This window comes from Microbacterium sp. GW823-FHT02G05, assembly GCF_058797175.1.
The window spans coordinates 885,926-910,700 of the sequence record NZ_JBXAJK010000002.1; the positions used below are offsets into that span (position 1 = coordinate 885,926).

Consider the following 24,775-nt stretch of genomic DNA (forward strand, 5'->3'; position numbering starts at 1 on the left):
CTCTGCTCGGGCGTTCGCCGAGCGTCTGATTCCGGAGATTCCTACGTGACCCACGTTTTGCAGAATGTCGTCGTCCCTCGTGAAGGAGATCATGACATTCTTCGGCTCTACGTCGCCCACGAGACCCCGAATACCCGCTCAGAGGATCCCACCCCGCAAGACCACCTCCTTGCGAGGGCAGCGGCCGGCGAGACCCTCTCTTTCGGCACGTACTTCAATGCCTTTCCGGCGTCCTATTGGCAGCACTGGACCGAAGTCGACGAGGTCCGCCTCACCGTGCACACCCGCGGAACGGGCTTGCTTCTCATTTATCGCTCGTCTGAGGCGGGCGAGCACCAGCTGCTGCAGACGCACACGGTGTCCGGAGATCTGTCGACGAGCGTCGCGATCCCGCTTGCAGGCTTCGCCGACGGCGGGTGGATCTGGTTCGACCTGACCGCGAGCACAGCCGAACTCGCCCTCGCATCCGCACAGTGGACGACCGAGGCGACCCCTGCGCGGCAAGGGAAAGCGTCCCTCGGGATCACGACATTCAACAAGCCGTCCTACTGTCTTGACACGCTGAGAACACTGGCGTCCGTCCCCGATCTTCGCGAGTACGTGGATCAGGTGTTCCTGGTCGATCAAGGCACCGACCGCGTGAGTGATCAGCCTTCGTTCTCACCCATCGCCGAACCCCTGGGCGATGTGCTCCGCATCATCACCCAGCCCAATCTCGGTGGCTCCGGTGGCTTCTCCCGCGCGATGCACGAGGCGCTCCAACGGCCGGAGAGCGAGTTCGTCCAGCTCCTCGACGACGACGTCCGACTTGAACCCGAATCGATCCGGCGTTCCGTCGTCTTCGCGCGCTACGCGACCTCGCCCGTCCTCGTCGGCGGGCACATGCTCGACCTGCTGCACCCGACGCAGCTGCATGCCTGGTCCGAGATCATCGAAGAGACCCCGTTCGTCTGGCGATCGCCGGACGGCCTGGAGATGCCGCACGACCTCGCGGTCTCGCCGCTGCGTTCCTCCCCGCAGCTGCACCGACGCTACGACGCCGACTTCAACGGGTGGTGGATGTGCCTCATCCCCCTCGCTGCGATCCGCGACGTCGGGCTGGCCTTCCCTGCCTTCATCAAATGGGATGACGCAGAGTTCTGCCTTCGCGCCGGCGAGGCAGGGTACCCCACAGTGACGATGCCCGGTGTTGCTCTCTGGCACGTGTCCTGGGTCGGCAAGGACGATTTCCTCGACTGGCAGGCCTACTTCCACGCCCGCAACCGCCTGGTCACCGCACTGCTGCATTCCTCGGCGCCCCGAAGCGGCACGTTGCTCCGGCACAGCCGACGCGTCGATCTGAAGCACCTAATGGCCATGCAGTACTATCCGACCGCTGCGCGCGCGCAGGCTCTGCGCGACGTGCTCTCCGGCCCCGAGCACCTGTCACGCGGACTGGCACAGGCTCTGCCTCAGGTGCGGGCGCTGATGAGCGAGTACGCCGAGACCACGATCCATCGCGACGAGTCCTCAGCGCCCCGAGCCCGAGGCGGCCTCGTGCACGTCAATCGCAGCGTCGATGACATGCCCTCCGGATGGAGGCTGCGCTGGCTCACGGTCTCGACGCTTGTTCGGCTGTGGTTCCATCGCGCTGCAGCAGCCGATCCGCGGAGCCCAGAGGTCGAGTTCGAGAGCCGTGACGCGGGGTGGTGGCGCCTGACGCGCTACGACAGCGTTCTCATCCGCACGGCGGATCACTCCGGCGCCAAGGTCTACGTGCGGGACCGCACACGGTACCGCCGGATGCTGCGCGAGTCCGCATCGCTGCACCGTGCGCTGCGACGCGAATGGCCCTCGCTCCAGGAGCGCTACCGCCGCGCACTTCCCCATATCGTTTCCCCCCAGTCCTGGCAGAAGATCTTCGAGGAGAAGGCATGACCGAGGCACACCCCGCCTCCGCGAGCACCCGCTCGTTCGATCCGACTTCGGCGACCATCGCCATCGTCACCTACAACCGTTCGCATCTGCTGAGCGGCCTTCTCGAGAGCATCGCGACGATGGACCCGAAGCCGGGCCACGTCGTGATCGTCGACAACGCGTCGCAGGACGACACCACGGAGGTCGTCGAGTCGTTCCGTGAGCGCATCGGCACTCAGATCGTCTACCGCCGCCTGGATACCAACACGGGAGGATCCGGCGGCTTCAGCGAGGGCATGCGGGTCGCCTACGAGTTGGGATCCGAGTGGATCTGGCTCATGGACGATGATGTGGAGGTGCTCCCGCAGGGACTCGCGCAGATGGGCAAGTGGGCCCCGCGCTTCAAGAGCATCCAGGGTCGTCGCTATGACTACGACGGCAGCGCGTTCTACTGGCAGTACCGCATCGCGGAGCGCATGGGCATCCCGATCCCCTTCGCCCCGGCGGGCTTCGATGCCACGGGGTTCAAGGAGATGAACAGCGGATGCTTCGAGGGGATGTTCATCCACCGTTCGATCGTGCAACAGATCGGCCTGCCTGACCCGCGCTTCTTCATCTACTGGGATGACCAGATGTACGGTTGGCTGGCGTCGCGGAAGACGACGGCCGTCATCGTGGACGAATTCGTGCTGCGCCGCACACGCGAGATCAAGCAGTGGGACATGGGCATTCGCCATATGAACGCCTCCAGTAACGCGTACCGCTACTACATCATGCGCAACCGGGCATACATCAAGCACTATTACCGCTCGCTCGGCGTCTACAACCCGGTGCTGTTCGGCCTCGGGACGACCATGACGTTCGCGAAGGAGCTCATCCGTCTCCTGTTCGTCGAGCGCACGGTGCGGGGCACCAGCAATCTCTTCCGAGGGATTCGCGACGGTGGCCGCATTGCGCGCGACCGTTCCTGGCAGCCCATGGCACCCTTGGAAGCATGAGCATGAACGAGCAGCAACCGGACGTCCAGTGGACCTTCCCTCCCGAGAAGAACCGCGCCGGACGCGTGTGGCTGATCGTCGCTCTTGTCGCCGCGGTGCTTCTGATCGCCGGGGCGCTCGCCTTCTTCCTGATCCCGCGCGACGGTGGGCCGACTCCGCTGCCCTCCGGGTCGCCGACGCCCAGCGCATCTGACTCTGCGACACCGCTTCCCACGGGAAGTCCCCTGCCGACGTTTGCACCTCCGACCGGGGTGCCGACCGCTCCCGCGACGACACCCCCTGAGCCTCAGGACCCCGACGTTGCGACGTTCGCCGGCACAGTCGGTCCGCGGCTCGATGACGCCCTCACCGGACTCTCGATCCTCGAAGGCCTCGTCGGACAGGATGCGATCTCCGTGATCGATCAGCTCCAGCAGGACGTACAGCGCCTGTCGGACACGCCCGCGCCCTCCTCGATCGACAGCGAGTGGCGGGCCGGCGTCAGCTCATACGAGGAGACGCTGCGAGGTCTTCGGCAGGCGGCAGCCGATGACAGTGATCTCTCCGGTGGCATCACCAGCGCCCGCGATGCCGCGATCCACCTGCGGTCGATCGTCGGAATCTAGTCGTCAGCGGATACCTCCGCCGACTGTCAGCGGAGGTTGTAGTCGGCGTTGTAACGATCGAGTACGTCGTTGATCGGAGCGTCCAGGGCGAGCTCACCCTTGTCGAGGTAGAGGCCCCGCGTGCAGAAGCGACGCAGATCGCGCTCGTTGTGACTCACGAAGAAGAGCGTGCGCCCGTCCGCGAGCAGCTCATCGATACGTTTGTAGCACTTGTCGCGGAACGCCTTGTCGCCGACTGCGAGCACCTCGTCGACGAGGAGGATCGGCTCGTCGAGCTGGGAGACGACGGCGAATGCCAGCCGAACCTTCATACCGTTCGAGAGATGCTTGTACGGCGTCTCCTCAAAGCCGTGCAGTTCCGCGAACGAGATGATGTCGTCGTAGCGGCGCGAGACTTCGGCGCGCGACATCCCGTGCAATCCTGCCGTCAGGCGCACGTTCTCGCGCACCGTGAGGTCCCCCACGAATCCACCGGTGATCTCGATGAGCGGTGCAACACCGCCGTGGACGGCAACCTTGCCCTCGTCCGGCAGCAGCACGCCGGCGACCAGCCGCAGAAGCGTGGACTTCCCCTGGCCGTTTCGACCGACGACACCGATGGCCTCGCCCTGCGCGACAGTGAAGGAGACGTCTCGCAGCGCCCAGAACTCCCCCGGCCGGGTGCGACGAGAGGCACCGGCGAAGAGGTCTTTGAAGCTGCGGCGTCCGCGCCGATTGCGCCGGAACTGCACTCCGAGGCCCTGAACTTCGATCGCGCTCGACATCACAGCTCCTTCAGCACGGGGCGCTCAAGCGATCGGAACGTCCAGATCCCCAGGAGCAGGATGAAGGCGCTCACGGCGACGCTGATCAGCACAGGACCGGTCTCCCACTGGTCAGGGAAGAACCCGACGCGATAGAGCGTGAAGATTCCGGCCAGCGGGTTGAACGCGCCGATCGCATCGAACGGGGCGGGGAGGTCGGAGACGCTGTAGATCACCGGTGATGCGTAGAAGAGCGCACGAAGGATGAGGGCGGTGGTGCGCTCGAGATCTGCGTACAGCACGCACAGAGGCGCGACCAGCAGACCGAGACCGACCAGCAGAACGGTCTGCAGCAGCATCCCCACAGGGAACCACAGCAAGGACCAGGTGATCGTGACCTTGTCCGCGTTGAAGAGCACGAAGAGCGCCAGGACGGGGATGGAGAAGAGGAACTCCATGCCTTTCGTCAGCACGACGCGATTCACCCAGATCGAACGAGGGATCGCCGTCGACCGCACGAGACGCGAGTCCTTGCGGAATGCGCGGGTGAAGTCAGAGACCGCAGTGTTGAACCACACCCAGGGAAGCAGCGCGACGATGAGAAAGACGATGTACGGCTCTTCGCCGATGCGGCCACCGCGGTTGAAGACCTGCGTGAAGACGAACCAGTAGATCAGGCTCATCACCAGTGGATCGAGCACCGACCACAGGTAGCCGAGGAAGCTCGTCGAATAGCGCACGCGCAGGTCTCGCGAAGAGAGCAACCACAGTGAATGCAGGTATCGCCGGGGCGTACCCGGCGCCCCGACCGTCGCGTGACTCACGAATCCGAGTCTAGAACGGGACATGCGCTTCTGGCGTTTCATCGAAGTAGTCGGAGAGTTGTGAGTACAGCGCCGCGCTCAACGAGCGAGCGAACGGATAGCTCAGGTGGTTCGTGTCCAGGTAGATGGCGATATCCCCCTCGGTCATGCGACATACGCCGTCGGGACAGAGCCACGGGGTGAAATCCACCAGCCGCACGCGATCCGCCAGCCGCGCAGCCGGGTTCTCGGCGGCGAGTCCCTGAGTGACGGAGAAATCGCAGTCCTCCCCCATGAGCGCGCACATGTAGTAGTCCTTCTGCTCAGACCGCGGATTGTCGCGAACGCCGAAGGTGCGTATGCCGTTGGCCGTGAACACGTCGACCACCGCCTCGACGTCGGAGAGAAGCCGCTCTTCGGGGCTGTCCGGTGCGGCGGCCGTGACAACGGAGAACACCGAATCGGGAGCAATCCGAAGGACGTGCGCGGTCGCTTCCATCCGCCATTCATCGCAGTACTGGGCGCGCTCGCTCTCGGCCTCATGCGCCTCCAGCGAGCACCACGGACGCATGAGCATCACGATCCCCCAGTCCCGCTCGTCGGTGAGGGGGCGCAACGCGCCGGCGAGCTGGTTGCTGTGCGAGTCGCCGATGATCACGAGAAGCCGCGTAGCGTCCTCCGCACCGTCCGTCTGCGTGCAGCTCTCCTGAACCACCTCGAGATCGGAGGCAAACGCCCCTGTGCAGGGAATGTCGAGGCGAGCCCAGCGCTCCGAATCCTCCGCCTCCGGTCCCGGAATCAGATTCACGGTAGCTCCACCCGATGCTGATGTCCCCGCGACGGGAGCCGCCGTGAGCAGCTTCCACGGTCCGATGACGGCCACCACGATGAGCATGCTCGCCATGATCACGCTCAGATTGCTCATCCAGCTGCCGGTCCGTCCGGCGGGCAGCCGAAGCGGCTGCTCGACGAGAATCGTCACCAGTCGTGCCAGCACGAGCGAGATGGCGACGATCACAAGCCCCTCGAAGATGCTGACACGGGTCTCCTGGCGCACCGAGAGCCACAGAATGAGCACGGGCCAGTGCACGAGATAGAGCGCATAGGCATCCGCGCCCAGGCCGCGGAACAGAGGAAGCGCCAAGAGGCGCGAAGGGTTCCAGCGGACCGGACCCGCTGCGCTGTTCCGGTCCGGGGTCCCCGCGAGAATCACCAAGGACGCTCCGATGATCGGCCACAGCGCGAGATAGCCGGGGAAACCACCTTCGACATCGAGGACCAGACCGCAGACGACGACCGCGATCAGACCGACCCACCCCAGAGTCGCCCGCAGACGTCGATCGACTCGCAGCAGCGGGATGAGAAGCGCCACGAGAGAACCCGCTGCGAACTCCCAGAGCCGCGCCCTGGTGTCGAAGTACGCGAAGGCCTGCAGCTCACGTGTCTCCACGATCGAGAAGACCAGAGATGCTGCGAAGACGACGGCGAAGAGCACGGCCAGCACAGTGCGCGGCGACCAGCGGGTCCGCTTGATGATCCATGCCGCACACACGAACAGCAGCGGCCAGAGCACGAAGACCTGTCCCTGCACCGACAGCGACCAGAAATGCTGAAGCGGCGAGGGGACGATCGTGTCTCGCGCGTAGTAGTCGACACCATCGAAAGCAAGGACCCAGTTCTGCACGTAGAAGAGCGAAGCCCACCCTTCACGCCACAGTGACGACCACTGAGTCTGCGGCAGCAGCAGCCACGCCGCGCCCAGTGTCGCCGCAAGCACGACAGCCGCTGCAGGCAGGAGCCGCCGGAACCGTCCCAGCAGGAACTCTCCGACCCGCAGATCACGGTCGGCGGAGATCTTCCGCGCAAAAGAGCTGGTGAGAAGGTAGGCCGACACCATCAGGAAGACGTCGACCCCGCCGGATACACGGCCGATCCAGACGTGGTAGACAACCACGAGCAGGATCGCAAGCGCCCTCAGCCCGTCGATGTCGTGGCGGTAGAGCGGGCGCAACGACGACTGTTCCCGCGCCGCCCTGCGAGTGAGAACGTCCGTCACGCCAACTGGTTGTTCCACATCGACAGCGCCGAGCCGATGGCCATGTGCATGTCAAGGTACTGGTAGGTGCCGAGACGCCCGCCGAACTGCACGCCGGCCTCGCCCTTGGCCAGCTCCCGGTAGGCCAGTAGCCCCTCACGGTCCGCGGCGGTGTTCACGGGGTAGTAGGGCTCGTCCGCGCGGGTCGCGAAACGCGAATACTCACGATGGATGACCGTCTTCTCCTGGTTGAAGATCTCGGTACGCTCCGGGTGGAAGTGCTTGAACTCGTGGATGCGTGTGAACGGAGCATCCGCATCCGGATAGTTCATGACCGAAGTGCCCTGGAAGTCCGCGATGTCGAGAACTTCTTCCTTCAGGTCGATCGTGCGCCAGCTCAACTCGCCCTCCGCGTACTCGAAGTAGCGGTCGACGGGACCGGTGTAGACCACCGGCACCTGTCCGACGGTGGCCTTCTTGTTCAGCGGCTGACTCTCGTCGAAGTAGTCGACGTTGAGCTGCACCTCGATGTTCGGGTGGTCGGCCATCCGCTCCAGCCAGGCCGTGTAGCCGTCGGTGGGCAGACCCTCATGCGTGTCGTTGAAATAGCGGTTGTCGTACGTGTACCGAACGGGCAGACGGCTGATGATCGACGCGGGAAGCTCTTTCGCGTCGGTCTGCCACTGCTTCGCGGTGTAATCGCGGATGAACGCCTCGAACAGCGGACGACCGATCAGGCCGATACCGCGCTCTTCCAGGTTCTGAGCCTTCTGAGGATCGTGCTCCCCCGCCTGCTCGGCGACGAGGGCCCGCGCCTCGGCAGGCGTGTACGCGGCGTTGAAGAACTGGTTGATCGTGCCGAGGTTGATCGGCAGCGGGTACACGATGCCCTTGTGGGTCGAGTACACGCGGTGCTGATAGTTCGTGAAGGTCGTGAACCGGTTCACGTACTCCCACACGGTTTCGTTCGACGTGTGGAACAGGTGCGCACCATAGCGATGCACCTCGATGCCCGTCGTCGCCTCCGCCTCGCTGTAGGCGTTGCCTCCGATGTGGTGACGACGGTCGATGACGGTGACCTTGCGGCCTGCGGCAGCAGCGCGCTCCGCGATGGTGAGGCCGAAGAGACCCGACCCGACGACAAGAAGATCCATCAGTGCTTGCCCTCCGGGAGCTCAGGATTGCGCAAAGCGATCTGCCGCGCCAGCTGTGTGATCTGCGCATCCTGCGCACGGCGTCTGCGCACGGTCGTGAGCGCATTGCCGACGAAGACGATGATGAACGCATACAGAAGCAGGTCGGTGCCTCGCCCGACACCCACGCTGCGGGCCAGGTCGTCGATGAGGCCTGGGAAGAGCACGGCAAAGACTCCGGCGGCGAGCAGCAGGATCAGCGTGATCGTGCGGATGGCCTGCGTACGCGCCGAACCTCCGGGACGAAGGAGGATGAGCGCGAAGATGAGGAAGGCTCCGATGAGGAGCACCTTGATGATGATTTGATCAGTCATGTCACGCCTACTTGATGAAGAGTTCGCTGAGGATGTTCACCGAGTTCCACAGCGACTGGCCCTTCGAGCGGGAGTAGTCGGTGTACACGATGTGCACGGGCTGCTCCGCATAGCGGAGTTTGTGCTGGCCGATCTGCGCAACGATCTCGCTCGCATGCGCCATCCGGTTCTGCTGGATGTTCAGCACGTGCGCGGTCTTGCGGTTGAAGGCGCGAAGGCCGTTGTGGGCGTCCGTCAGGCGCACACCCGTCGAGAGCCGCTCGAAGAGCACCGCGACCTTCAGCACGAACTTCTTCAGAGCGCTGGCGTTGGTTCGATCGTCAAGGAATCGTGACCCGACGATGATGTCGTAGTCTCCGGTCCGCAACCGCTCCACCATCGCGAGAGCGTCGGCAACCTGGTGCTGGCCATCGGAGTCGAAGGTCACGAAGTATTCAGCGCCGGGCTGCGCCCGCGCGAACTCGATTCCCGTCTGCAGCGCTGCTCCCTGCCCGAGGTTGATCGGATGGCGGAGCACGACCGCGCCACCGGCCAGTGCCTCGGCGACGGAGGAGTCGTGGCTGCCATCGTCAACGCAGACGATGTTGGGAAACACCTGGAGTGCTCCTCGGATGACGTCCTGCACCACCGTGGCCTCGTTGTAGAGGGGGATGATCAGCCAGGTGTCATCGGTCGTCGGCGTGTTGTTGCTCATGGGTATGTGAATTCCGTTTCGAGGTCAGTCGATTCTATCCGTGCCGTCCTGAGACATTGCGGGCAACGAGACTCTCGGCGCGCACCGCGTACTCAGCGGCCCGCTCCTCCCAATGCCAGCCCCGCAGGGGACGCGCTTCCCACCCCTGGTGCAGCATCGTCTCCGTCGCATCGGAAACCGCCTGCGCCGTCGGTTCTCCAACGATCGTCACGGGGTGGCCTTGCTCACGCAGGAGCGCAGCACCGGGCACATCGAACGTCACGACCGCCCCTCCCTCGTCGAGCGCTTCGAGCAGTGTCGTCTGGAAGCCTTCCGCGAGCGTCGTCGGGTTGACCAGCACAGCGCGCCGCAGAGCCGCACGCACTTCCTCGCTCGGCACCCGTCCTCTCATCCGGACGAGGTCCTGCAGGCCTCGATCCGCGATCGCCCGACGGATGCTGTCGCGCTCGACCCCATCCCCGAGGATCTCGCCGCGCACGTCCAGGCCTCGCGCAGTCAGCGCAGCGATCGCGTCGACGAAGACATCGGCCCCCTTCCCCGGCACCAACCGGCCGACGAAGACGACGTTGCGCGGGCCGGAGCCCTGCACGATGCCCTCCTCAGGCGCGCCCGCCGCCGACGCATCGATCGCGTTGTAGAACACCTCTGCTCTACGACCCGAGAGACGATGCACGAAGGCTGTCACGCGCTCGGATACGCCGACCACATCGTCCGCCTGACGGAGGATCGCTCTGCCGACCGTGAAATCGACGAATCGACTCGCCACGCGGATGAGCGGAGAGTCCGACACGACGTGGTCGCTGCCATGCTCCGTGTGGATGACCGGGAGCCCCGCCCTCCGGGCGCTGCGCAGCCCCACCCAGGACATGGGGAAGAACCGCGTGTGAATCGAGACCACGTCCACGTTGCGCTCTCTCAGAATCCGAGCGATTCTGCGGGCGGTGCCCGGAGACGGGAACCCGAGGACATCCGCCACCCGCATGTGCTCGCGAAGCCGGATCACTTCGACCCCGTCCGCGTGCTCTATGCCGGCATTCTCTGACAGCGTGATGACGACGGCGTCGTCTCCCCTGGCCACGAGATGCTGCACCAGGCTGTGCACATGGCTCTCCACCCCGCCGACGCGCGGCGGGTAGTTGTTCACGATGAACGCGAATCTCATCTGCGATGTCGCCTCTGCACGCCGGACTTCCCGGTACGCGCGACGGCTTCCTTCCTGCTCGACAGGCGCGAAAGAACGCGGTCATCGAACAACGCCGCTCAGGTCGCACTCCTGTCGCCCACGATACAATGTGCCCGGCTGGCCGATCTCGTTCGCTCTGCCCCGCGATCCACGAAGGAAGTCCATGCGCGTACTTTTCGTCTGCTCCGATGCCGATGTCGGCGGTGCAGAGCGACTGCTCGCCACGCTTGCCCGGTCCTGGAGCGAGGAGGACGAACTGGGCCTCGTCGTCCTCATGTCCCGAGGCACACTGAGCGACGAGCTCGACGCCGCCTTCTCGCGTGTCACGTATCTCGATTTCCCGCCGTCATCACGTAATCTGCCCGCGATGGTGCGCGCGCTCGAGCACGCGATCACGGACTTCGCCCCGGAGATCATCTCCTCGCACCTTTTCCATGCGGACTTCGTCACGGCGCTCGCGCGAACCCGCATTCCGCGCGTGTCCACGATGCACACGCACGGGTTCGGCAGCGGCGACCACTGGCTCACGAAGGTCATCGCGCGTGCCGTCGGGGCGCTGTCCTTCCGATTCGCCGCCGTCGTGCCCACCAGCGACAGCCCCGCCATGACGATGTTCCTTCGGCGTCTGCGGATGAAGCATGTCGTCACGCCGATCCTGAACGGCACGATGGTTCCGACCACTCCGTCGTTCAGCACCTCATCGCGGACGTTCGTGTCCATCGCCCGCAACCACCCGGTCAAGGGCCATGCCACGCTCCTGAAGGCATTCGCCGCCGCGGCGCCGACGATGCCCGGATGGCGGCTTCGCGTTGTCGGCGCGGAACTGACCATCGACGACCCGCGCGTCCAGGGCATGATCGAGGAACTCGATCTGCAGCCTCTCCTCGACGCCGGGGCTCTGTCCTTCGATGGGCCGACCTCCCATCCGGAGCATGTCCTTGCGCAGTCCGCCGCGCTCGTCATCTCGAGCCTGTACGGCGAGACGTTCCCGCTGGTCGGCTTGGAGGCAGCGGGTCACGGCGTTCCCGTGATCACCACTGATGTCGGCAATTGCTCGCACTTCGTGGATGACCGCCGTTTTCTCGTCGCACCCGGCGATCCCGACTCCATGCGGAATGCACTGAGCACCTACGCCGCGCTGAGCGACGATGCGCGCGCGCATCTCTCCCAGCAGGCTCGCGCCCGTGCGCTGCATGACTATGATGCCCACGCGGTCGCCGAGCGCTATCGCACGCTGTTCCGCACCGTGGTCGACGCGGACACACTCGCATGAGGGTCAACCCGGTGCTGAGCCGCGCCGTGCTGTCCACGGGCGGCATGGCAGTGCAGGGCGTGGCTCGCTTCGTGTACACGCTCGTGATCGGCAACGTGGCCGGCCTCGACACCATGGGAGAGGTCACGACCGTCCTCTCGCTCGCGGTCTATCTCGCCCTCGTATGGCCAGCCGGAGCGGGAATCGCGGCCACACGATACCTCTCGATGCCGGAAGTGGCGGCGCAGGCGCTGCGCCCACTCATCCGCTCATGGTGGATCGCGTCCGCCGCCCTCGCAGCGATCGCCATCCCTCTCACGCTCCTGATCGTGAACGACCCCGCGATCGCGATCAGCAGCGCACTTCTCGTCTTCGGCTACAACGCCTATGTCTTCACTCGCGGTGTGCTGACCGGTGAAGACCGCCTGCTGTGGGCAGCGATCGCCGACACACTCTCATCGCTCCTCGCCATCACCGCGCTGGTCCTCGTCGTCACCGGCAACATCAGCTGGGCCCTGCTGCTCCCCCTGACTCTCGGCTACCTGCTCTTCGCCGCTGTCAGCCTCCCTCGCACGCGCTCGACGGCCTGCACGAAGGAGCTGCGGGGCGAGGTGCTTCGATTCACCAGAGAGGCCTCGCTGGGGGTGCTCGTCACCGGAGGCCTTCTGCCCGCGACGATGGTGTTCGTCCGCGCCTTCGACACGCCGGCCAACGCCGGCCTCTTCGCGGCGGCGCTCACACTCGCGACACCGGCGAACATGATCTCCCAGGCCCTGAACCAGGTCCTGATCCCGCACTTCACGAGAATCTCGGATGCGCGCGCGCGGCATACCGCCCATACGCGTGTGTTCCTGCTCTCGACGCTCCTGTTCGCCGTGATCTTCGGCATTCTCATCGTGCTCGCGCCGTGGCTTCTCCAGATCTTCCGCGAGGATGCGCGTGGCGGTACGACGGCGATGCAGATCCTGCTGGTGATCGTCTTCCTCTTCTCGATCGCGGCCGTCCCCTCCGCCCTGCTCCTGTCTGATGGACGCCAACGGCTGTACGCAAAGATCTGGATGGTATCGTTTGCGGTCGGCACCGTGATCATGGCGCTCTGCGCGCCGCTGTGGGGCCAGTGGGGTGCACTTCTCGGCTACGGCATCGGGGGTGGCGGCGGTGCCGTGGCACTGATCGTCTTCGCCCTGCTGCCTCATCGGATCGTCACGTCTCACCCCATCGCCCCGGAGGAAGAACAACAGTCATGAGCATGCTCAAAAAGACCCTCTCCGCGGTCGGCGCAGGCCTGCTGCTGCTCATCGCGCTGAGCGCATGGGCGCTGTCGTCGCCGGTCGGTGCCAGTCCTGACGATGACTTCCACCTCGCAAGCATCTGGTGTGGCAATGGCGAGCGGGAGGGGCTGTGCGGCCCGGGCGACGACGAGAAGTCGCGCCTTATCCCTGACAAGGCCGCGAACTCCATCTGCTACGCCTTCCAGCCAGAGACCGACGCCTCCTGCCAGGGCGAGGGCTTCCTCGACGAGGGAATCACACTCGCCGAGTCGGATCGCGTGAACTCCGGATCCCAGTACCCCTCGGGCTTCTACTTCTGGAACTCGTTCTTCGCGAGCGACAACATCGCCGTGTCGACGATCATCATCCGGATCGCTAATGCCGCGCTCTTCGCGGTGCTCACCGTCGGAACCTGGCTTCTGCTCCCGCGCCGATTCAGGCTGACCCTTTCGGCCGGAATCGCCCTCACATTCGTACCGCTGGCGGCCTTCCTCATCCCGTCCACGAATCCGAGCAGCTGGTCGATCATGTCGATGGCGATCCTCTTCCCGGCTCTCCTCGGATTCTTCGCGACGTCCGGGGCACAGCGGATCGCGCTCGGCGGTGTCGCCGTGTTCTCCGCGCTCCTTGGGCTCGGCGCCCGTGGTGACAGCGCGGCGTACACGGCTGTGGCGATCTGCGCGGCCGTCGTGCTCTCGTTCCGTACGCAGAAGCGTTTCTGGCTGTCGGCGGCACTTCCTGCGGCGCTGCTGATCCTCGCCGCGATCGCCTTCCTCACCGCGGGGCAGACGGGCGTCGCGCTCGGGGGCATGAGCGGCGGAGCGCCTGTCGCATCGAAGCCAGTGCTCCTGATCGAGAACATCTTCGGCATGCCCATGCTCTGGGGCGGCGTCTTCGGTATCGACTGGGGACTCGGCTGGCTCGACACCATGATGCCGCCGATCGTCTGGGGGTGCACCCTGTTCGTTGCCGCCGGAGCCCTCTTCATCTCCCTGCGCTGGCAAGGTTGGCGAAAGCTGGTCGCCGTCGCCGGCACCGGCTTCGCTGCCCTAGCCGTGCCGTTGTACATCCTCGTCCAGAGCGGCGTGACCGTCGGCTTCGAAGTTCAACCACGCTACATCCTGCCCCTGGTGACGCTCTTCATGATGACGGCCATCGCTCCTTCCAGCGGCACAGAGGCGGTGCACGCACGCGGCGTTCACCTCACCCGCGAGCAGACCTGGGCGATCGCCGTACTGCTCACGATCGCCAACTCCGTCGCTCTTTATGCGAACATGCGCCGCTACACGGGCCCAGGCACTCTTCACCCGAGCGGCGACGTGGACTGGTGGTGGGCCGCAGGGCCGACCCCGCTGGTCACGTGGCTCCTGGGCAGCGCCGCCTTCGGCGCGATCATGGCTCTGTTCGCCTACACGACCCTCGTCGCGGCACGGGCGGACGCGAGTGATGCGCTTGCGTCCGCAGAGAATACGCGGGCGAACGGCGTCGACCCGCGCGCTGCCGCCACAGTGGGCTAAGGGCGACGTCCGCGGCGGAACTCTCGGGCCGCGGACATGAGCCGCTGCCCCAACGTGCGGCGCTCGTCGAGTTGACGTGAGACCTCATCCTGCACGAAACGAGCAAGGTACAGGGCGAGGCCGTCGCCATGCGACTGCGTGAAGGTACGCAGCGCCTCGTCACGAATCATGCGGTCGTAGTACTCGTGCTCCTGCGCGAGCACGAACATGCTGTTGCCGAGTGCTCCTGTCGCACTGCGCCGCTGCATCCAGTACGCACGCGTCTCGTCGGCGATGTAGCCGATCGGGTGCCGCTGAGCGACGCGAAGATTGAACTCCCAGTCTTCCGCCGCATGGATGTCCTCACGGTAGAGCCCTACTTCGTCATGCACTGCACGACGATAGACGTAGGCGATCGGCACGAAGCGGTTCACCTGCAGCAGCTCGGCATAGGTGATCTGGGTCATCCGCGCCCAGAACGGGGCGCGCGACAGCTCGGTGATCGCGTCGCCATCGACCCGTTCGAACACGATCTCTGTCCGGGACACGACCCCGATGTCGTCCACGCGGGTGTCGAGCCAGTCGACGGAGCCGTGAAGGAAACGTGGGTGCCATAGATCGTCGTCGTCATGCAGCACGACGAACTCCGTGCGCAGCGCCATGACGCCGACGTTCGCCGCGGCAGAACGGCCGACCGACTCCACATGGTGCACCACGGTGATGCGATCGCGGATTTCCATCGCCGCCGACCGAACGAGCTCATCGACGGGCTCGGGCAGACCGCCGTCGTTCACGATCACCGCATGCCAGTCTGTGTATTCCTGGGCGGCCAGATCGGAGAGCGTTCGCGCGAGAAGCAACGGGCGATCTTTCGTTCGCACCACAATGCCGACGCGTGCAGGGCTGTCTGACACAAATTCTCCTGTCACGCTGAGGTGTCCGATCGATCGAGGCTATCATCCGGCTCCGAAGGCGTGCCTCATGCAGCGAATAGACTCCCAGAATGCTCCGTTCCCTGAGGCGCCTCTGGCGTGCGTCGCGTTCCGCGCCCGTTCTCGGCTCTCTTCTCACCCGTCTCGATCGGCTGTGGTGGACACGGACGATCGCCCGCGCAGACGTGGTGGACCTCGAGTATGCTCGCCTCCTGCTCGGACCCGCTGTCACGATGCGTGGAGCCATACGCGCCTATGTCTCTGGCGGGTTCCGCGACGGCCTCGCACTCAACCCACTGTTTCTGGAAGAGCACGTCTCGGCTCAGCTCCCCGACGGTGATCGCGTCCCTGCGCTGTACGCCTACCTCGTCGCCGACGCCACGAAGATCTCGACGACACTCGCCTGGGACGCCGTGGCTTTCGCGCAGGCGCATCCTGAATCCGTGGCCGCGCAGGGCGGCCCTCTCGGGGTCGCATGGAGAGAGTCGGTCGGTGGCGCTCCGCTGCTCTTCGGCAGCGCGACGGAGCACCGGCTGGTCACACGGGCCGAGGTGATCGCGAATGCGCGCGATGCTCTGCGCGCGCAGACCGGTCCCGCCTCGCTGGAGCGCCCCCACACTCTCATCGTGTGGCGACTCAACGAATCCGACAGCGACGGCAGCGATCTTCGCACGGTCGTCGATGTGGCGGAGGAACGAGGCGCAGCGGTGCTCCTTGACATCGCCGCGGCGTCTCGATCCCTGCGTGTCGCTGCCGCACAGCTGACGCTGCCCGGAGCGCGGATCGCTCTTGTCGAGGGCCTGCCCCTCGCCTCGCCGGCACCGCACCTTTCGACAACATCGACGCTTCTCGTGTCTCGCGCCGCGGGGGCCTCCATCACCGAACCCGATCTGCACGCGATCATCGAGAGCGGCCGCACCGCGCCGCATGCTGCGCTCTGGCTGGCGGAGGACGGCACAATCGCCTCCGCAGGCCTTGGCGCGCACGATGGCCGCGGATTTCGTCTCTTCGCCGGTCACCCGCGAGAAGATCTGCGCATGCTCGGAGACACGCTCGCGCCCACAGCATCCGACTCGCCGATCACAGCCCGTGTCATCAGCGACGAGAACACACCGCGTACGCTCCTCGCGGCCGCAGCGGTCACCGATGACGACTCGGTGTCGGCGAGGGTCGATCCTGATGCGGAGCTGAGACTCGACGGGCTGACCCCGGGCCGGGGACTGGAGATCGGCGGCTGGGGCCAGGGCGGACTGGTGATACGTCGTGTGGCTGAAGAGTTCCGCGGTGAAGATGGGACCGTCGTTCCACGGCTTCGTTGGGCAATCAAGACAGCGGCGCCGGCGGGCCCGCGCGGCGAAGCCTGGGGCGACACGCACTTTGCGCGGGGGCTCGCGGCCGCGCTGGAGCGTCTCGGGCAGTACGTTGCTGTCGATGCTCTGCCCGCCGCGCACCGTTCGTCCAGCAGGCTCGACGACGTGAACCTCGTCCTCCGCGGGCCGGAACGCATCGTTCCTCCGGAAACCGGGACGGCTCTGCTCTGGATCATCAGCCACCCCGATGAGATCACCGCGGAGGAACTGGGTGACTTCGGCCTTCGCTACGCGGCATCCGCCCCCTGGGCACAGAGCGCCTCACGTCGCCTGGGGCACCTCATCCACCCCCTGGCGCAGTGCACAGACACCACGCGATTCGCTCCGCGCGGATCACCGCGCACGGATGATCTCGTCTTCGTCGGCACAGCCCGCGGGATCGCTCGACCGTCCGTCATCGAGCCCCTCCGCGTCGGCGCACCCCTTCGCGTATACGGACCGGACTGGCGAGGCTATATTCCCGCATCTGCGATCACGGCGACGCATGTGCCCAACGAGGAACTTCCCGCCATCTATGAGGGCGCAGGAGCCGTCCTCAACGATCACTGGCCGGCGATGCAGCGCGAAGGCTTCGTCTCGAACCGCCTCTACGATGTCATCGCGGCGGGGGGACGCGCCATCAGCGACGACGTCGTCGGGATCGCAGAGACATTCGGATCGGCCGTGCGCACGTATCGCAGCGAAGCGGAGCTTCGCGAGATCGCCCTCACCCCGGTGAACGCCCTCTTCCCCTCGGACAGCGAGCTTGCCCACATCGCGGAGCGGATCCGGCAGGAGCACTCCTTCGATGCGCGTGCCCGGACCCTTCTCCAGGATGTACTGGCGCATCGAGCCGACTGAGGCACGCCGCGCATCATCAGGAAATCACCGACGCGCGCGGCTACGATCTAGAGGTTCCGATTCCCCGTTCCAAAGGAGAACTTGTGCGCGTGCTCGTCACCGGCGGTGCCGGATACATCGGCTCACACACGGCTGTCAGCCTTCTGGAGCGCGGACACGACGTGGTCCTCGTCGACAGTCTCGACAACAGCTCCCGCACGGCCGTGGAGCGGATCACTCAGATCGCGGGAAGGCAGCCGTCGTTCCACGAGCTCGACGTGCGCGACGAATCGGCGTTGAGCGCGGTCTTCCTCGAAGAACGTCCGGATGCGGTCATCCACTTCGCCGGGTTGAAGGCCGTCGGTGAGAGCGTCGCCGAGCCGCTGCGCTACTACTCGCACAACCTCGACTCGACCTTCGCGCTCCTGCGCACGATGACGACGCACGGCGTTCACAACCTCGTCTTCTCCTCTTCGGCCACGGTCTACGGCGAGGGCCAGGAGGCGCCGTACGCCGAGGACGGCGGGCTGCTGCACGCCACCAACCCCTACGGACAGACCAAGGTCATGCTCGAGCGGATCCTCAGCGATATCGCGCACGCCGACCCGCGATGGAACATCGCGCTGCTGCGCTACTTCAACCCGATCGGGGCGCACGAGAGCGGACTGATCGGCGAGGACCCCAATGGCATCCCGAACAACCTCGCCCCGTACATCTCGCAGGTCGCGATCGGACGCCTCCCCCAGGTAGGCGTCTTCGGAGCGGACTACCCCACCTCGGACGGCACGGGCGAGCGGGACTACATCCACGTCGTCGATCTGGCTGAGGGACACGTCGCCGCGCTCGACAAACTCCGCGAGCCCATCGGAGTGCGAGCGTGGAACCTCGGCACGGGGCGCGCCACCTCGGTCTTCGCGTTGATTCAGGCGTTCGAAGCAGCCTGCGGTAAATCCATCCCATATGAGGTCCAGCCGCGTCGCGCGGGCGACCTCGCACAGGCGTGGGCAGATACGACGCGCGCCGAGACCGAGCTGGGCTGGCGCGCGTCGCGCGGCATCGACGCCATGGCACGCGACGCCTGGCGTTGGCAGTCGCAGAATCCGCACGGATACGCCGACTGACGCCGAAGGTCCCTGCCGTCAGGCGCGCTCTTCGCTCCCGGGGACGCTGATCACCGCGGACGATGAGCCCATCGTGCCTTCGCCGCCGTCGACGTTGAGAAGCGCGCCCTGCATGAGCGCGTGCGTGCTGATCTCGCTCACCCCCGCGACATTGGCGTTGATGAAGTACTGACCGCGGCCGACACTCAGGCTCTCGATCTTCAGGTCGACGGTGGTCTCGCCGTCGAGCGGTGGAAGCTCCCGTCCGAGAAGCTCTGTGTTCGAGGCGAGCACCATGTGCCCGAACGGCGTATCGATGCTGAAGCCGACATCCCACCGATCGAATCTGCGCACCGACGCGGCGTGCACGCGGATCGTCACCGGGTCACCGCTCCTGATCGTGTCCGCGGTCTCTCCGTCCGCGTCGAGCACCTCGATCTTGGTCACGTGGATAGGCTGCGCATCCGATGCGCTCGTGGACTTCCTGCGCTTGAGATCGAGCGACGTACGCAGAGCTCGGATCGCCTCGTTCGTGTCACCATCGTGCACGATGCGTCCCTCGCTGAGCACGATTCCGCGGTCACAGAGCTCTGCCACCTGCTGCGCCGAGTGACTGACGAGAACGATCGTGCGTCCCTCGGCGCGGAACTGCGCGATACGATCCATGCACTTGCGCTGAAAGGTCTCGTCGCCGACCGCAAGGACCTCGTCGACGAGCAGCAGGTCGGGATCGGTGTGCACGGCGACAGCGAAGGCGAGACGCACGTACATCCCTGAGGAGTAGAACTTCACTGCGGTGTCGATGAAGGAGCCGATTCCACTGAACTCGAGGATCTCCTCGAATCGTTCGTCCGTCTCCTGACGCGAGAGGCCGAGGATCGACGCGTTGAGATACACATTCTCTCGACCGCTGAGGTCGGGGTGGAACCCTGCGCCGAGTTCGAGAAGCGCCGCCATACGACCACGGGACTGCACGGTTCCCGTCGTCGGAGAGATGATCCCGCCGATCAGTTTGAGGAGCGTGGACTTGCCGGAGCCGTTTGCTCCGAGCAGACCGACGGTCGTTCCCGCCTGAATATCGAGAGAGACCCCGTCTACGGCCACGAAGTCCTGGCGGAACTCCTTGCCCATGCGCCCGAAGTGGACGATGCGATCCTTGAGGCTGTTGTCCTTGCGAACAGTGAAGCGCTTGGTGACGGCGTTCAGACGAACGATGTCGGGTGCCTGCGTAGTGGTCGTCATCACAGCTCCTGAGCGAAGTTGCCTTGCACGCGGGTGAAGACCCGATGTGCGATCCAGAGGAGAACAAAGCCCACAAGCGTGGCGATGAGCATGCGAAGCCCCAGTCCCTCCGGATAGTTCTCCGGAGTCCCCGCGCCCCAGAATGCCTTGTGGAAGCCCAGAACAGCGATCGTGAGCGGGTTCGCCGCGTAGACCTCGATGACCCATTCCGGGAGCGAGAAGCGCGCGATGACGTCCTTGACCATCGCCCACGAATAGACGATGGGCGATGCCCACATCGCGAGCATCAGAACGATCTCGGTCAGATACTGCATATCACGCAGGTAGACATTCGCCGCGGAGAGAAGGAGGCCCAGCGCCAGCCCGAAGACGGTGATCAGCAGCAGCGAGGGGAAGAACCACAGCATCTGCACGGGACTCGGCAACGCGCGGAACAGAAGAGCCGCGATGAGCAGCACGCCGAGCTGCACGGCCGCCATGAAACCGGCGGCGCCGATGCTGGCCAACGGGAACACCTCGCGCGGGAGGTAGATCTTCTTCACGAGTGCAGAGTTGTTGAGAATCGACGCGGTCGCGCCGGCGATCATGTCGTTGAAGAAGACGTAGAGAGTCAGGCCCGAGAAGAGATAGATCGCGAAATCCGGAATGCCCTCTGCTGCCCGCAGGAACTGCCCCAGGACGATGTAGTACATCAGGAACTGGATCAGCGGGCGGATGACCGTCCACAGGAACCCGAGGAAGCTATCGCGATAGCGGGCTTGAAGGTCGCGACGGATCAGCAGCCCGAGCAGTTCGCGTCGAGCGAAGATCTCGCGCAGCTTCCCGCCTTGCACCCGCAGACCACGGGAGTCAATCGTGGAGAATGGCTCCTTGGCCAGTCGCGCAAACCGATCCGTCGTTTCCACGATCCTCACTTTCACCTGTGTCGTCCTGCTACCGAGCGCGCGAAAAACGGCCGAGGACGCGGCGAACCGCGGCTCCAGGACGTCGAACCGCACGGGCGACTTTGCCCGTGATGCCCTCTGACGCCAAGACCTTACGCAAGCGCGCACCTGTTCCGGGAAAATTGATGCGCATGTACATTCTTGCAAAGTCTGCGGCGCTACCCGAACCGACGTAGCCGGCTCGGCGCAGCAGCTCGATCTGCTCGTATGCGTAGCCCGGCGTCGTGACCGACATCTCGTCGAGCTTGAACTCGAGCGCCGTGTGACTGATCGCGAGATACTCGGTGTTCGCGACGGTGCGCGAGTGGAAGCCCAGCTCCGCTGCCGCATACGCCGGGAGCCGCTCCAGGATGTGGGCGAGACCACCGTCCTTGTACGCCTCAGCTCCGCCGAACTGGGCATAACGCCACTCATGCTCCACGAGCAGCCGCAGAGCCGCGGGACGACCGATGTACATCGAGCCGAACGGCGCCAGCGGAGAGATGTCGTCCAGCGGAACCTTGATGCCCAGCTCGGCGGTGAGTGTCTCCGCACCCGGCTTGTTGACCGACCATCCGCGCCCCAGCGTGGGGTATCCGATGTGGATCATCGGCGGGAAGACCATCCCCAGCCCGGGTTCGCGCTGGAACAGAGCCACGAGGTTCGCCGTGTACCCCGCGCTGTGCAGCAGATTGCCAAACTGCTGCTCCTTGAAATGACGACCGACGTTGAATCCGTCCTGCGGCGTCTTCTTCGAATGGATCTTGACGAACAGCTCATACTCGCCGGAGAGCAGGACATCCCGGCATTCGATGAGGAACGCACTCTGATCTCGACCGTCGTTAGACGGAAGGACGCGAACATCGACACGACCCGCACGCGGTTCCCGCTGCGCGATCACCGCGCGTATCTGCTCAGCACGCTCCGCGTCGGGAGTCGTGACGACCAGGTCGTACTCACCCGGGAGCGTATCCGCATGGTCGAGCATCTCGTCCGTCATCTCGACATAGAAGATGTGCGCGATCACGACCGTCCGCAGCGGAGCACTCGGATCGTACGAGACATCGATGTCCGGAAGCACCTCCAGCATGGCGGCATCCGTGTTCAGGTCCTTGGGTGCGATGGTCCGAGCGGCGTTCTGCCAGAAGAGCTCCATCGGATAGCCGTACTGCTCCGCCTTCTCCAGGGTCCAGCGTCCGACGACCGCATGGCGGTCCAGGTAGGGCGGCCACTGCATGAAGGGTCGCCGCTTGAGCAAGGGGCATCCCGCATCCAGCAGCGCCTCGGCGCGATACAGCGACGGATTGACAGTGCCGATCTCGGTTGCGGGGTATGCGACGTCGTGGGTGAAACCCTGCTGCGCGAAGTGCTCCGTGAAGACCACCTCATGCTTGAGCACCGCATCGAAATACGACGACATCTCCGGAAGCCCAGCCCAGTAGCGATCCCACGCCTCCGAAAGAAACATCTCCCGCCGCACCGCGATCCAGAACGACTGCAGATGATACGGAAGCACACCCTTGCCCGTGAACGGATTCGGCACCTCACGGGCATGATCCGTCATCCCCCAGAAATGAACCGCACGCTCCCCCATCCGCTCGAACACCGGACCATACGGACGCACCGGACCAAACCACGTGTCATTCGTCAGCAGAACCTCATCGAACTCCGAGATCCGCGACCCCACATGCTCCAACGCCTCTTTATGCGCCCAGATATCGAAGCCGACATTCTCACGCACCAGAATCTCATCCGACACCGGCTCGAGCCTCGCCCGACCCTCATCCGACAACGACCCATTCACCACGACAAGCACATGCGCCGCATGCTCACGCAAACCCGCCAACGCAAACGGAATGTACTCATCCACCCCACCACGCCGGTCATACACCACATAAACGACCAAACGCCGCCCACCCGACACAAACACACCAGGAGTGAGAGTCATCGCTTGCCCTTTCGCAGGAGAGCCGCGGGCTGCTGCGCCAGCGTCTTCGCGCCGCGCAGCCCACCGCGTGCCACGCGCGCGACGGGCTTGAGTACGGGGCGCAGACGATTCATGATTCCGGGGTGGTTGAGACTGAGATACATCCTCAGGATCGACACCATTCCCCCGCGCCCCGTCCAGCCCGCGCGCTGCAGGAACTGGATCTGATCGATCGGGTAGCCCGGAGTGGTCGAAGCCATCTGGTCGAGCTTGTACTCCATCGAGGTATGGCTGATGCCGGCATGCTCGAGGGTGAGTGTCGTTCGGGTGTGGTAGCCGGCTTCACCCGCGCCGTAGACGACCATCCGCTCAAGCACGCGTGCCAGGTCGGCCTTCCGGCGCGTCGTCGGCTTGTCGAACTCGCCGACGGTCCACTCGATGCTGCTGAGCGGCGCGAGTGCCTCAGGTCGGCAGATCCACATGCCGCCGAGAGGGGCGAGCGGAGAGACGCCGTCGAAAGGAACGCGGATGCCCAGACGGGCACCGAGCTCCTTCGCGCGCGGAAGATAGTACGACCAGGCCTTGCCCGGAGTCGCGTACCCGATATGAATCATTGGCGGCATCACGATGCCGAGGCCCGGCTCACGCTGGAAGAGACCGAGGATGTTCGCCGCGTATCCAGGGCTGTTCAGCAGGTTCTCGATCTGATGGCGCCGAAAGTAGCGGATCGCGTTGGCCGACCGCTTCTTCGGACGGCGCGTGTGGATCTTGACGATGAGGTCGAAGCGATCACTTGTGAGGACGTCACGCGCGCCCACAAAGAACGCGCTCATGTCACGGCCTCGGGTCGGCACGATTCGCACCTCTGAGGCATCTCGGTGCGCCGATGGGTGCTCGTCAAGCGCCACGCTGATGATCCGGGAGTCGTCGTCCGAGTTCGTGGTGACCACGAGCTCGTGGTGCTGAGCAAGCCGGTCGGTTGCAGCGAGCACTTCCGTGATGTCCGCGCCGCGCGGAACATGCGCGATCACGGCGATGCGGAACGGACGAGTCGCGTCATAGGTCGTGTTCAGGTCCGGAAGCACTTCCAGCATTCCGGCATCCGCATGCAGGGACTTCGGAGCGACGTTGCGCGCGAGATTCTGCCACAGCAGCGGCAGAGGGAAGCCGTGGCGCTCGACATCGGCGAGCACACGCCGGCCGATCACGGCGTGGCGATCGAGATACGGGGGGAAATGGAAGAACTGCCGCCGCTTGAGGAGAGGGCACCCGTCGTTCAGGAGCAGATCGGCGTTGAAGAGAGCGGGATGATCGGTGGGATAGTCGGTTGCGGGGTATGCGACATCGTGGGTGAAACCCTGCTGCGCGAAGTGCTCCGTGAAGACCACCTCATGCTTGAGCACCGCATCGAAATACGACGACATCTCCGGAAGCCCAGCCCAGTAGCGATCCCACGCCTCCGAAAGAAACATCTCCCGCCGCACCGCGATCCAGAACGACTGCAGATGATACGGAAGCACACCCTTGCCCGTGAACGGATTCGGCACCTCACGGGCATGATCCGTCATCCCCCAGAAATGAACCGCACGCTCCCCCATCCGCTCGAACACCGGACCATACGGACGCACCGGACCAAACCACGTGTCATTCGTCAGCAGAACCTCATCGAACTCCGAGATCCGCGACCCCACATGCTCCAACGCCTCTTTATGCGCCCAGATATCGAAGCCGACATTCTCACGCACCAGAATCTCATCCGACACCGGCTCGAGCCTCGCCCGACCCTCATCCGACAACGACCCATTCACCACGACAAGCACATGCGCCGCATGCTCACGCAAACCCGCCAACGCAAACGGAATGTACTCATCCACCCCACCACGCCGGTCATACACCACATAAACGACCAAACGCCGCCCACCCGACACAAACACACCAGCGGCAGGATCTGAACTCGTCATGATGGGGGTAACTCTCCG

General features: G+C 64.9%; 20 protein-coding genes. 8 read left to right on the forward strand and 12 right to left on the reverse strand.

What is annotated here, in order from left to right; all coding sequences use genetic code 11:
• Positions 1–45: 45 nt before the first annotated feature.
• From AC1REM_RS14265 to AC1REM_RS14275, 3 genes are read left to right on the forward strand one after another with little or no spacing between them, the layout of a single operon-like run.
• On the forward strand, positions 46–1,917 hold the full coding sequence (locus AC1REM_RS14265; RefSeq protein WP_492515200.1) for a glycosyltransferase: 1,872 nt from the start codon (positions 46–48) through the stop codon (positions 1,915–1,917).
• Positions 1,914–2,894: a glycosyltransferase gene (locus AC1REM_RS14270; protein ID WP_492515201.1), complete on the forward strand. Its 981-nt coding sequence runs from the start codon at positions 1,914–1,916 to the stop codon at positions 2,892–2,894. The genes AC1REM_RS14265 and AC1REM_RS14270 overlap by 4 nt, the downstream gene beginning before the upstream one ends.
• A gap of 2 nt (positions 2,895–2,896) precedes the next feature.
• Positions 2,897–3,499 carry a hypothetical protein gene (locus tag AC1REM_RS14275; RefSeq protein WP_492515202.1) on the forward strand — a complete coding sequence of 201 codons (603 nt, stop codon included), beginning with the start codon at positions 2,897–2,899 and terminating at the stop codon, positions 3,497–3,499.
• A gap of 26 nt (positions 3,500–3,525) precedes the next feature.
• On the opposite strand, the gene AC1REM_RS14280 is transcribed toward AC1REM_RS14275, so the two are convergent.
• From AC1REM_RS14280 to AC1REM_RS14310, 7 genes are read right to left on the reverse strand one after another with little or no spacing between them, the layout of a single operon-like run.
• Complete coding sequence (locus AC1REM_RS14280) at positions 3,526–4,263, reverse strand: ABC transporter ATP-binding protein (RefSeq protein WP_492515203.1); 738 nt, start codon at positions 4,261–4,263, stop codon at positions 3,526–3,528.
• Positions 4,263–5,066, reverse strand: a complete 804-nt coding sequence (locus AC1REM_RS14285) for an ABC transporter permease (protein WP_492515204.1) — start codon at positions 5,064–5,066, stop codon at positions 4,263–4,265. The genes AC1REM_RS14280 and AC1REM_RS14285 overlap by 1 nt, the downstream gene beginning before the upstream one ends.
• A 10-nt stretch (positions 5,067–5,076) precedes the next feature.
• On the reverse strand, positions 5,077–7,101 hold the full coding sequence (locus tag AC1REM_RS14290; RefSeq protein ID WP_492515205.1) for an acyltransferase family protein: 2,025 nt from the start codon (positions 7,099–7,101) through the stop codon (positions 5,077–5,079).
• Positions 7,098–8,234 carry a UDP-galactopyranose mutase gene (glf, locus tag AC1REM_RS14295; protein ID WP_492515206.1) on the reverse strand — a complete coding sequence of 379 codons (1,137 nt, stop codon included), beginning with the start codon at positions 8,232–8,234 and terminating at the stop codon, positions 7,098–7,100. The genes AC1REM_RS14290 and glf overlap by 4 nt, the downstream gene beginning before the upstream one ends.
• Positions 8,234–8,587 (reverse strand): DUF2304 domain-containing protein, encoded by a 354-nt coding sequence (locus AC1REM_RS14300; RefSeq protein WP_454127483.1) that lies wholly within the window; start codon positions 8,585–8,587, stop codon positions 8,234–8,236. The genes glf and AC1REM_RS14300 overlap by 1 nt, the downstream gene beginning before the upstream one ends.
• 7 nt (positions 8,588–8,594) lie before the next feature.
• Positions 8,595–9,281 (reverse strand): glycosyltransferase family 2 protein, encoded by a 687-nt coding sequence (locus tag AC1REM_RS14305; RefSeq protein ID WP_492515207.1) that lies wholly within the window; start codon positions 9,279–9,281, stop codon positions 8,595–8,597.
• A gap of 34 nt (positions 9,282–9,315) precedes the next feature.
• Positions 9,316–10,443 carry a glycosyltransferase gene (locus tag AC1REM_RS14310; RefSeq protein WP_492515208.1) on the reverse strand — a complete coding sequence of 376 codons (1,128 nt, stop codon included), beginning with the start codon at positions 10,441–10,443 and terminating at the stop codon, positions 9,316–9,318.
• Between the two features lie 184 nt (positions 10,444–10,627).
• Between AC1REM_RS14310 and AC1REM_RS14315 the strand changes: the two genes are divergently transcribed.
• The 3 genes from AC1REM_RS14315 to AC1REM_RS14325 are packed head-to-tail and all read left to right on the forward strand — an operon-like array spanning position 10,628 to position 14,504.
• On the forward strand, positions 10,628–11,737 hold the full coding sequence (locus AC1REM_RS14315; RefSeq protein ID WP_492515209.1) for a glycosyltransferase family 4 protein: 1,110 nt from the start codon (positions 10,628–10,630) through the stop codon (positions 11,735–11,737).
• Positions 11,734–12,963, forward strand: coding sequence for a lipopolysaccharide biosynthesis protein (locus AC1REM_RS14320; RefSeq protein ID WP_492515210.1), 1,230 nt, complete (start codon positions 11,734–11,736; stop codon positions 12,961–12,963). The genes AC1REM_RS14315 and AC1REM_RS14320 overlap by 4 nt, the downstream gene beginning before the upstream one ends.
• 2 nt (positions 12,964–12,965) lie before the next feature.
• The gene (locus tag AC1REM_RS14325; RefSeq protein ID WP_492515211.1) at positions 12,966–14,504 is read left to right on the forward strand and encodes a DUF2142 domain-containing protein; all 1,539 of its coding nucleotides are present in this window, start codon (positions 12,966–12,968) and stop codon (positions 14,502–14,504) included.
• Here AC1REM_RS14325 and AC1REM_RS14330 read toward each other — a convergent pair.
• A complete protein-coding gene (locus tag AC1REM_RS14330; RefSeq protein ID WP_492515212.1) occupies positions 14,501–15,412 on the reverse strand; it encodes a glycosyltransferase family 2 protein in 912 nt (303 codons plus the stop codon). The genes AC1REM_RS14325 and AC1REM_RS14330 overlap by 4 nt on opposite strands.
• Before the next feature lie 74 nt (positions 15,413–15,486).
• Between AC1REM_RS14330 and AC1REM_RS14335 the strand changes: the two genes are divergently transcribed.
• Complete coding sequence (locus AC1REM_RS14335; protein ID WP_492515213.1) at positions 15,487–17,625, forward strand: glycosyltransferase family protein; 2,139 nt, start codon at positions 15,487–15,489, stop codon at positions 17,623–17,625.
• An 83-nt stretch (positions 17,626–17,708) separates the two neighbouring features.
• Positions 17,709–18,725, forward strand: a complete 1,017-nt coding sequence (galE, locus tag AC1REM_RS14340; RefSeq protein ID WP_492515214.1) for a UDP-glucose 4-epimerase GalE — start codon at positions 17,709–17,711, stop codon at positions 18,723–18,725.
• A gap of 18 nt (positions 18,726–18,743) precedes the next feature.
• On the opposite strand, the gene AC1REM_RS14345 is transcribed toward galE, so the two are convergent.
• The 4 genes from AC1REM_RS14345 to AC1REM_RS14360 are packed head-to-tail and all read right to left on the reverse strand — an operon-like array spanning position 18,744 to position 24,757.
• Entirely contained in the window at positions 18,744–19,946 is a 1,203-nt protein-coding gene (locus AC1REM_RS14345) for an ABC transporter ATP-binding protein (RefSeq protein WP_492515215.1), read from the reverse strand.
• Positions 19,946–20,851 carry an ABC transporter permease gene (locus AC1REM_RS14350; protein WP_492515216.1) on the reverse strand — a complete coding sequence of 302 codons (906 nt, stop codon included), beginning with the start codon at positions 20,849–20,851 and terminating at the stop codon, positions 19,946–19,948. Before AC1REM_RS14350 ends, AC1REM_RS14345 begins: the two co-directional genes overlap by 1 nt.
• A 28-nt stretch (positions 20,852–20,879) precedes the next feature.
• The gene (locus AC1REM_RS14355) at positions 20,880–22,817 is read right to left on the reverse strand and encodes a rhamnan synthesis F family protein (protein ID WP_492515217.1); all 1,938 of its coding nucleotides are present in this window, start codon (positions 22,815–22,817) and stop codon (positions 20,880–20,882) included.
• Complete coding sequence (locus AC1REM_RS14360) at positions 22,814–24,757, reverse strand: rhamnan synthesis F family protein (protein WP_492515218.1); 1,944 nt, start codon at positions 24,755–24,757, stop codon at positions 22,814–22,816. Before AC1REM_RS14360 ends, AC1REM_RS14355 begins: the two co-directional genes overlap by 4 nt.
• Positions 24,758–24,775: the final 18 nt, after the last annotated feature.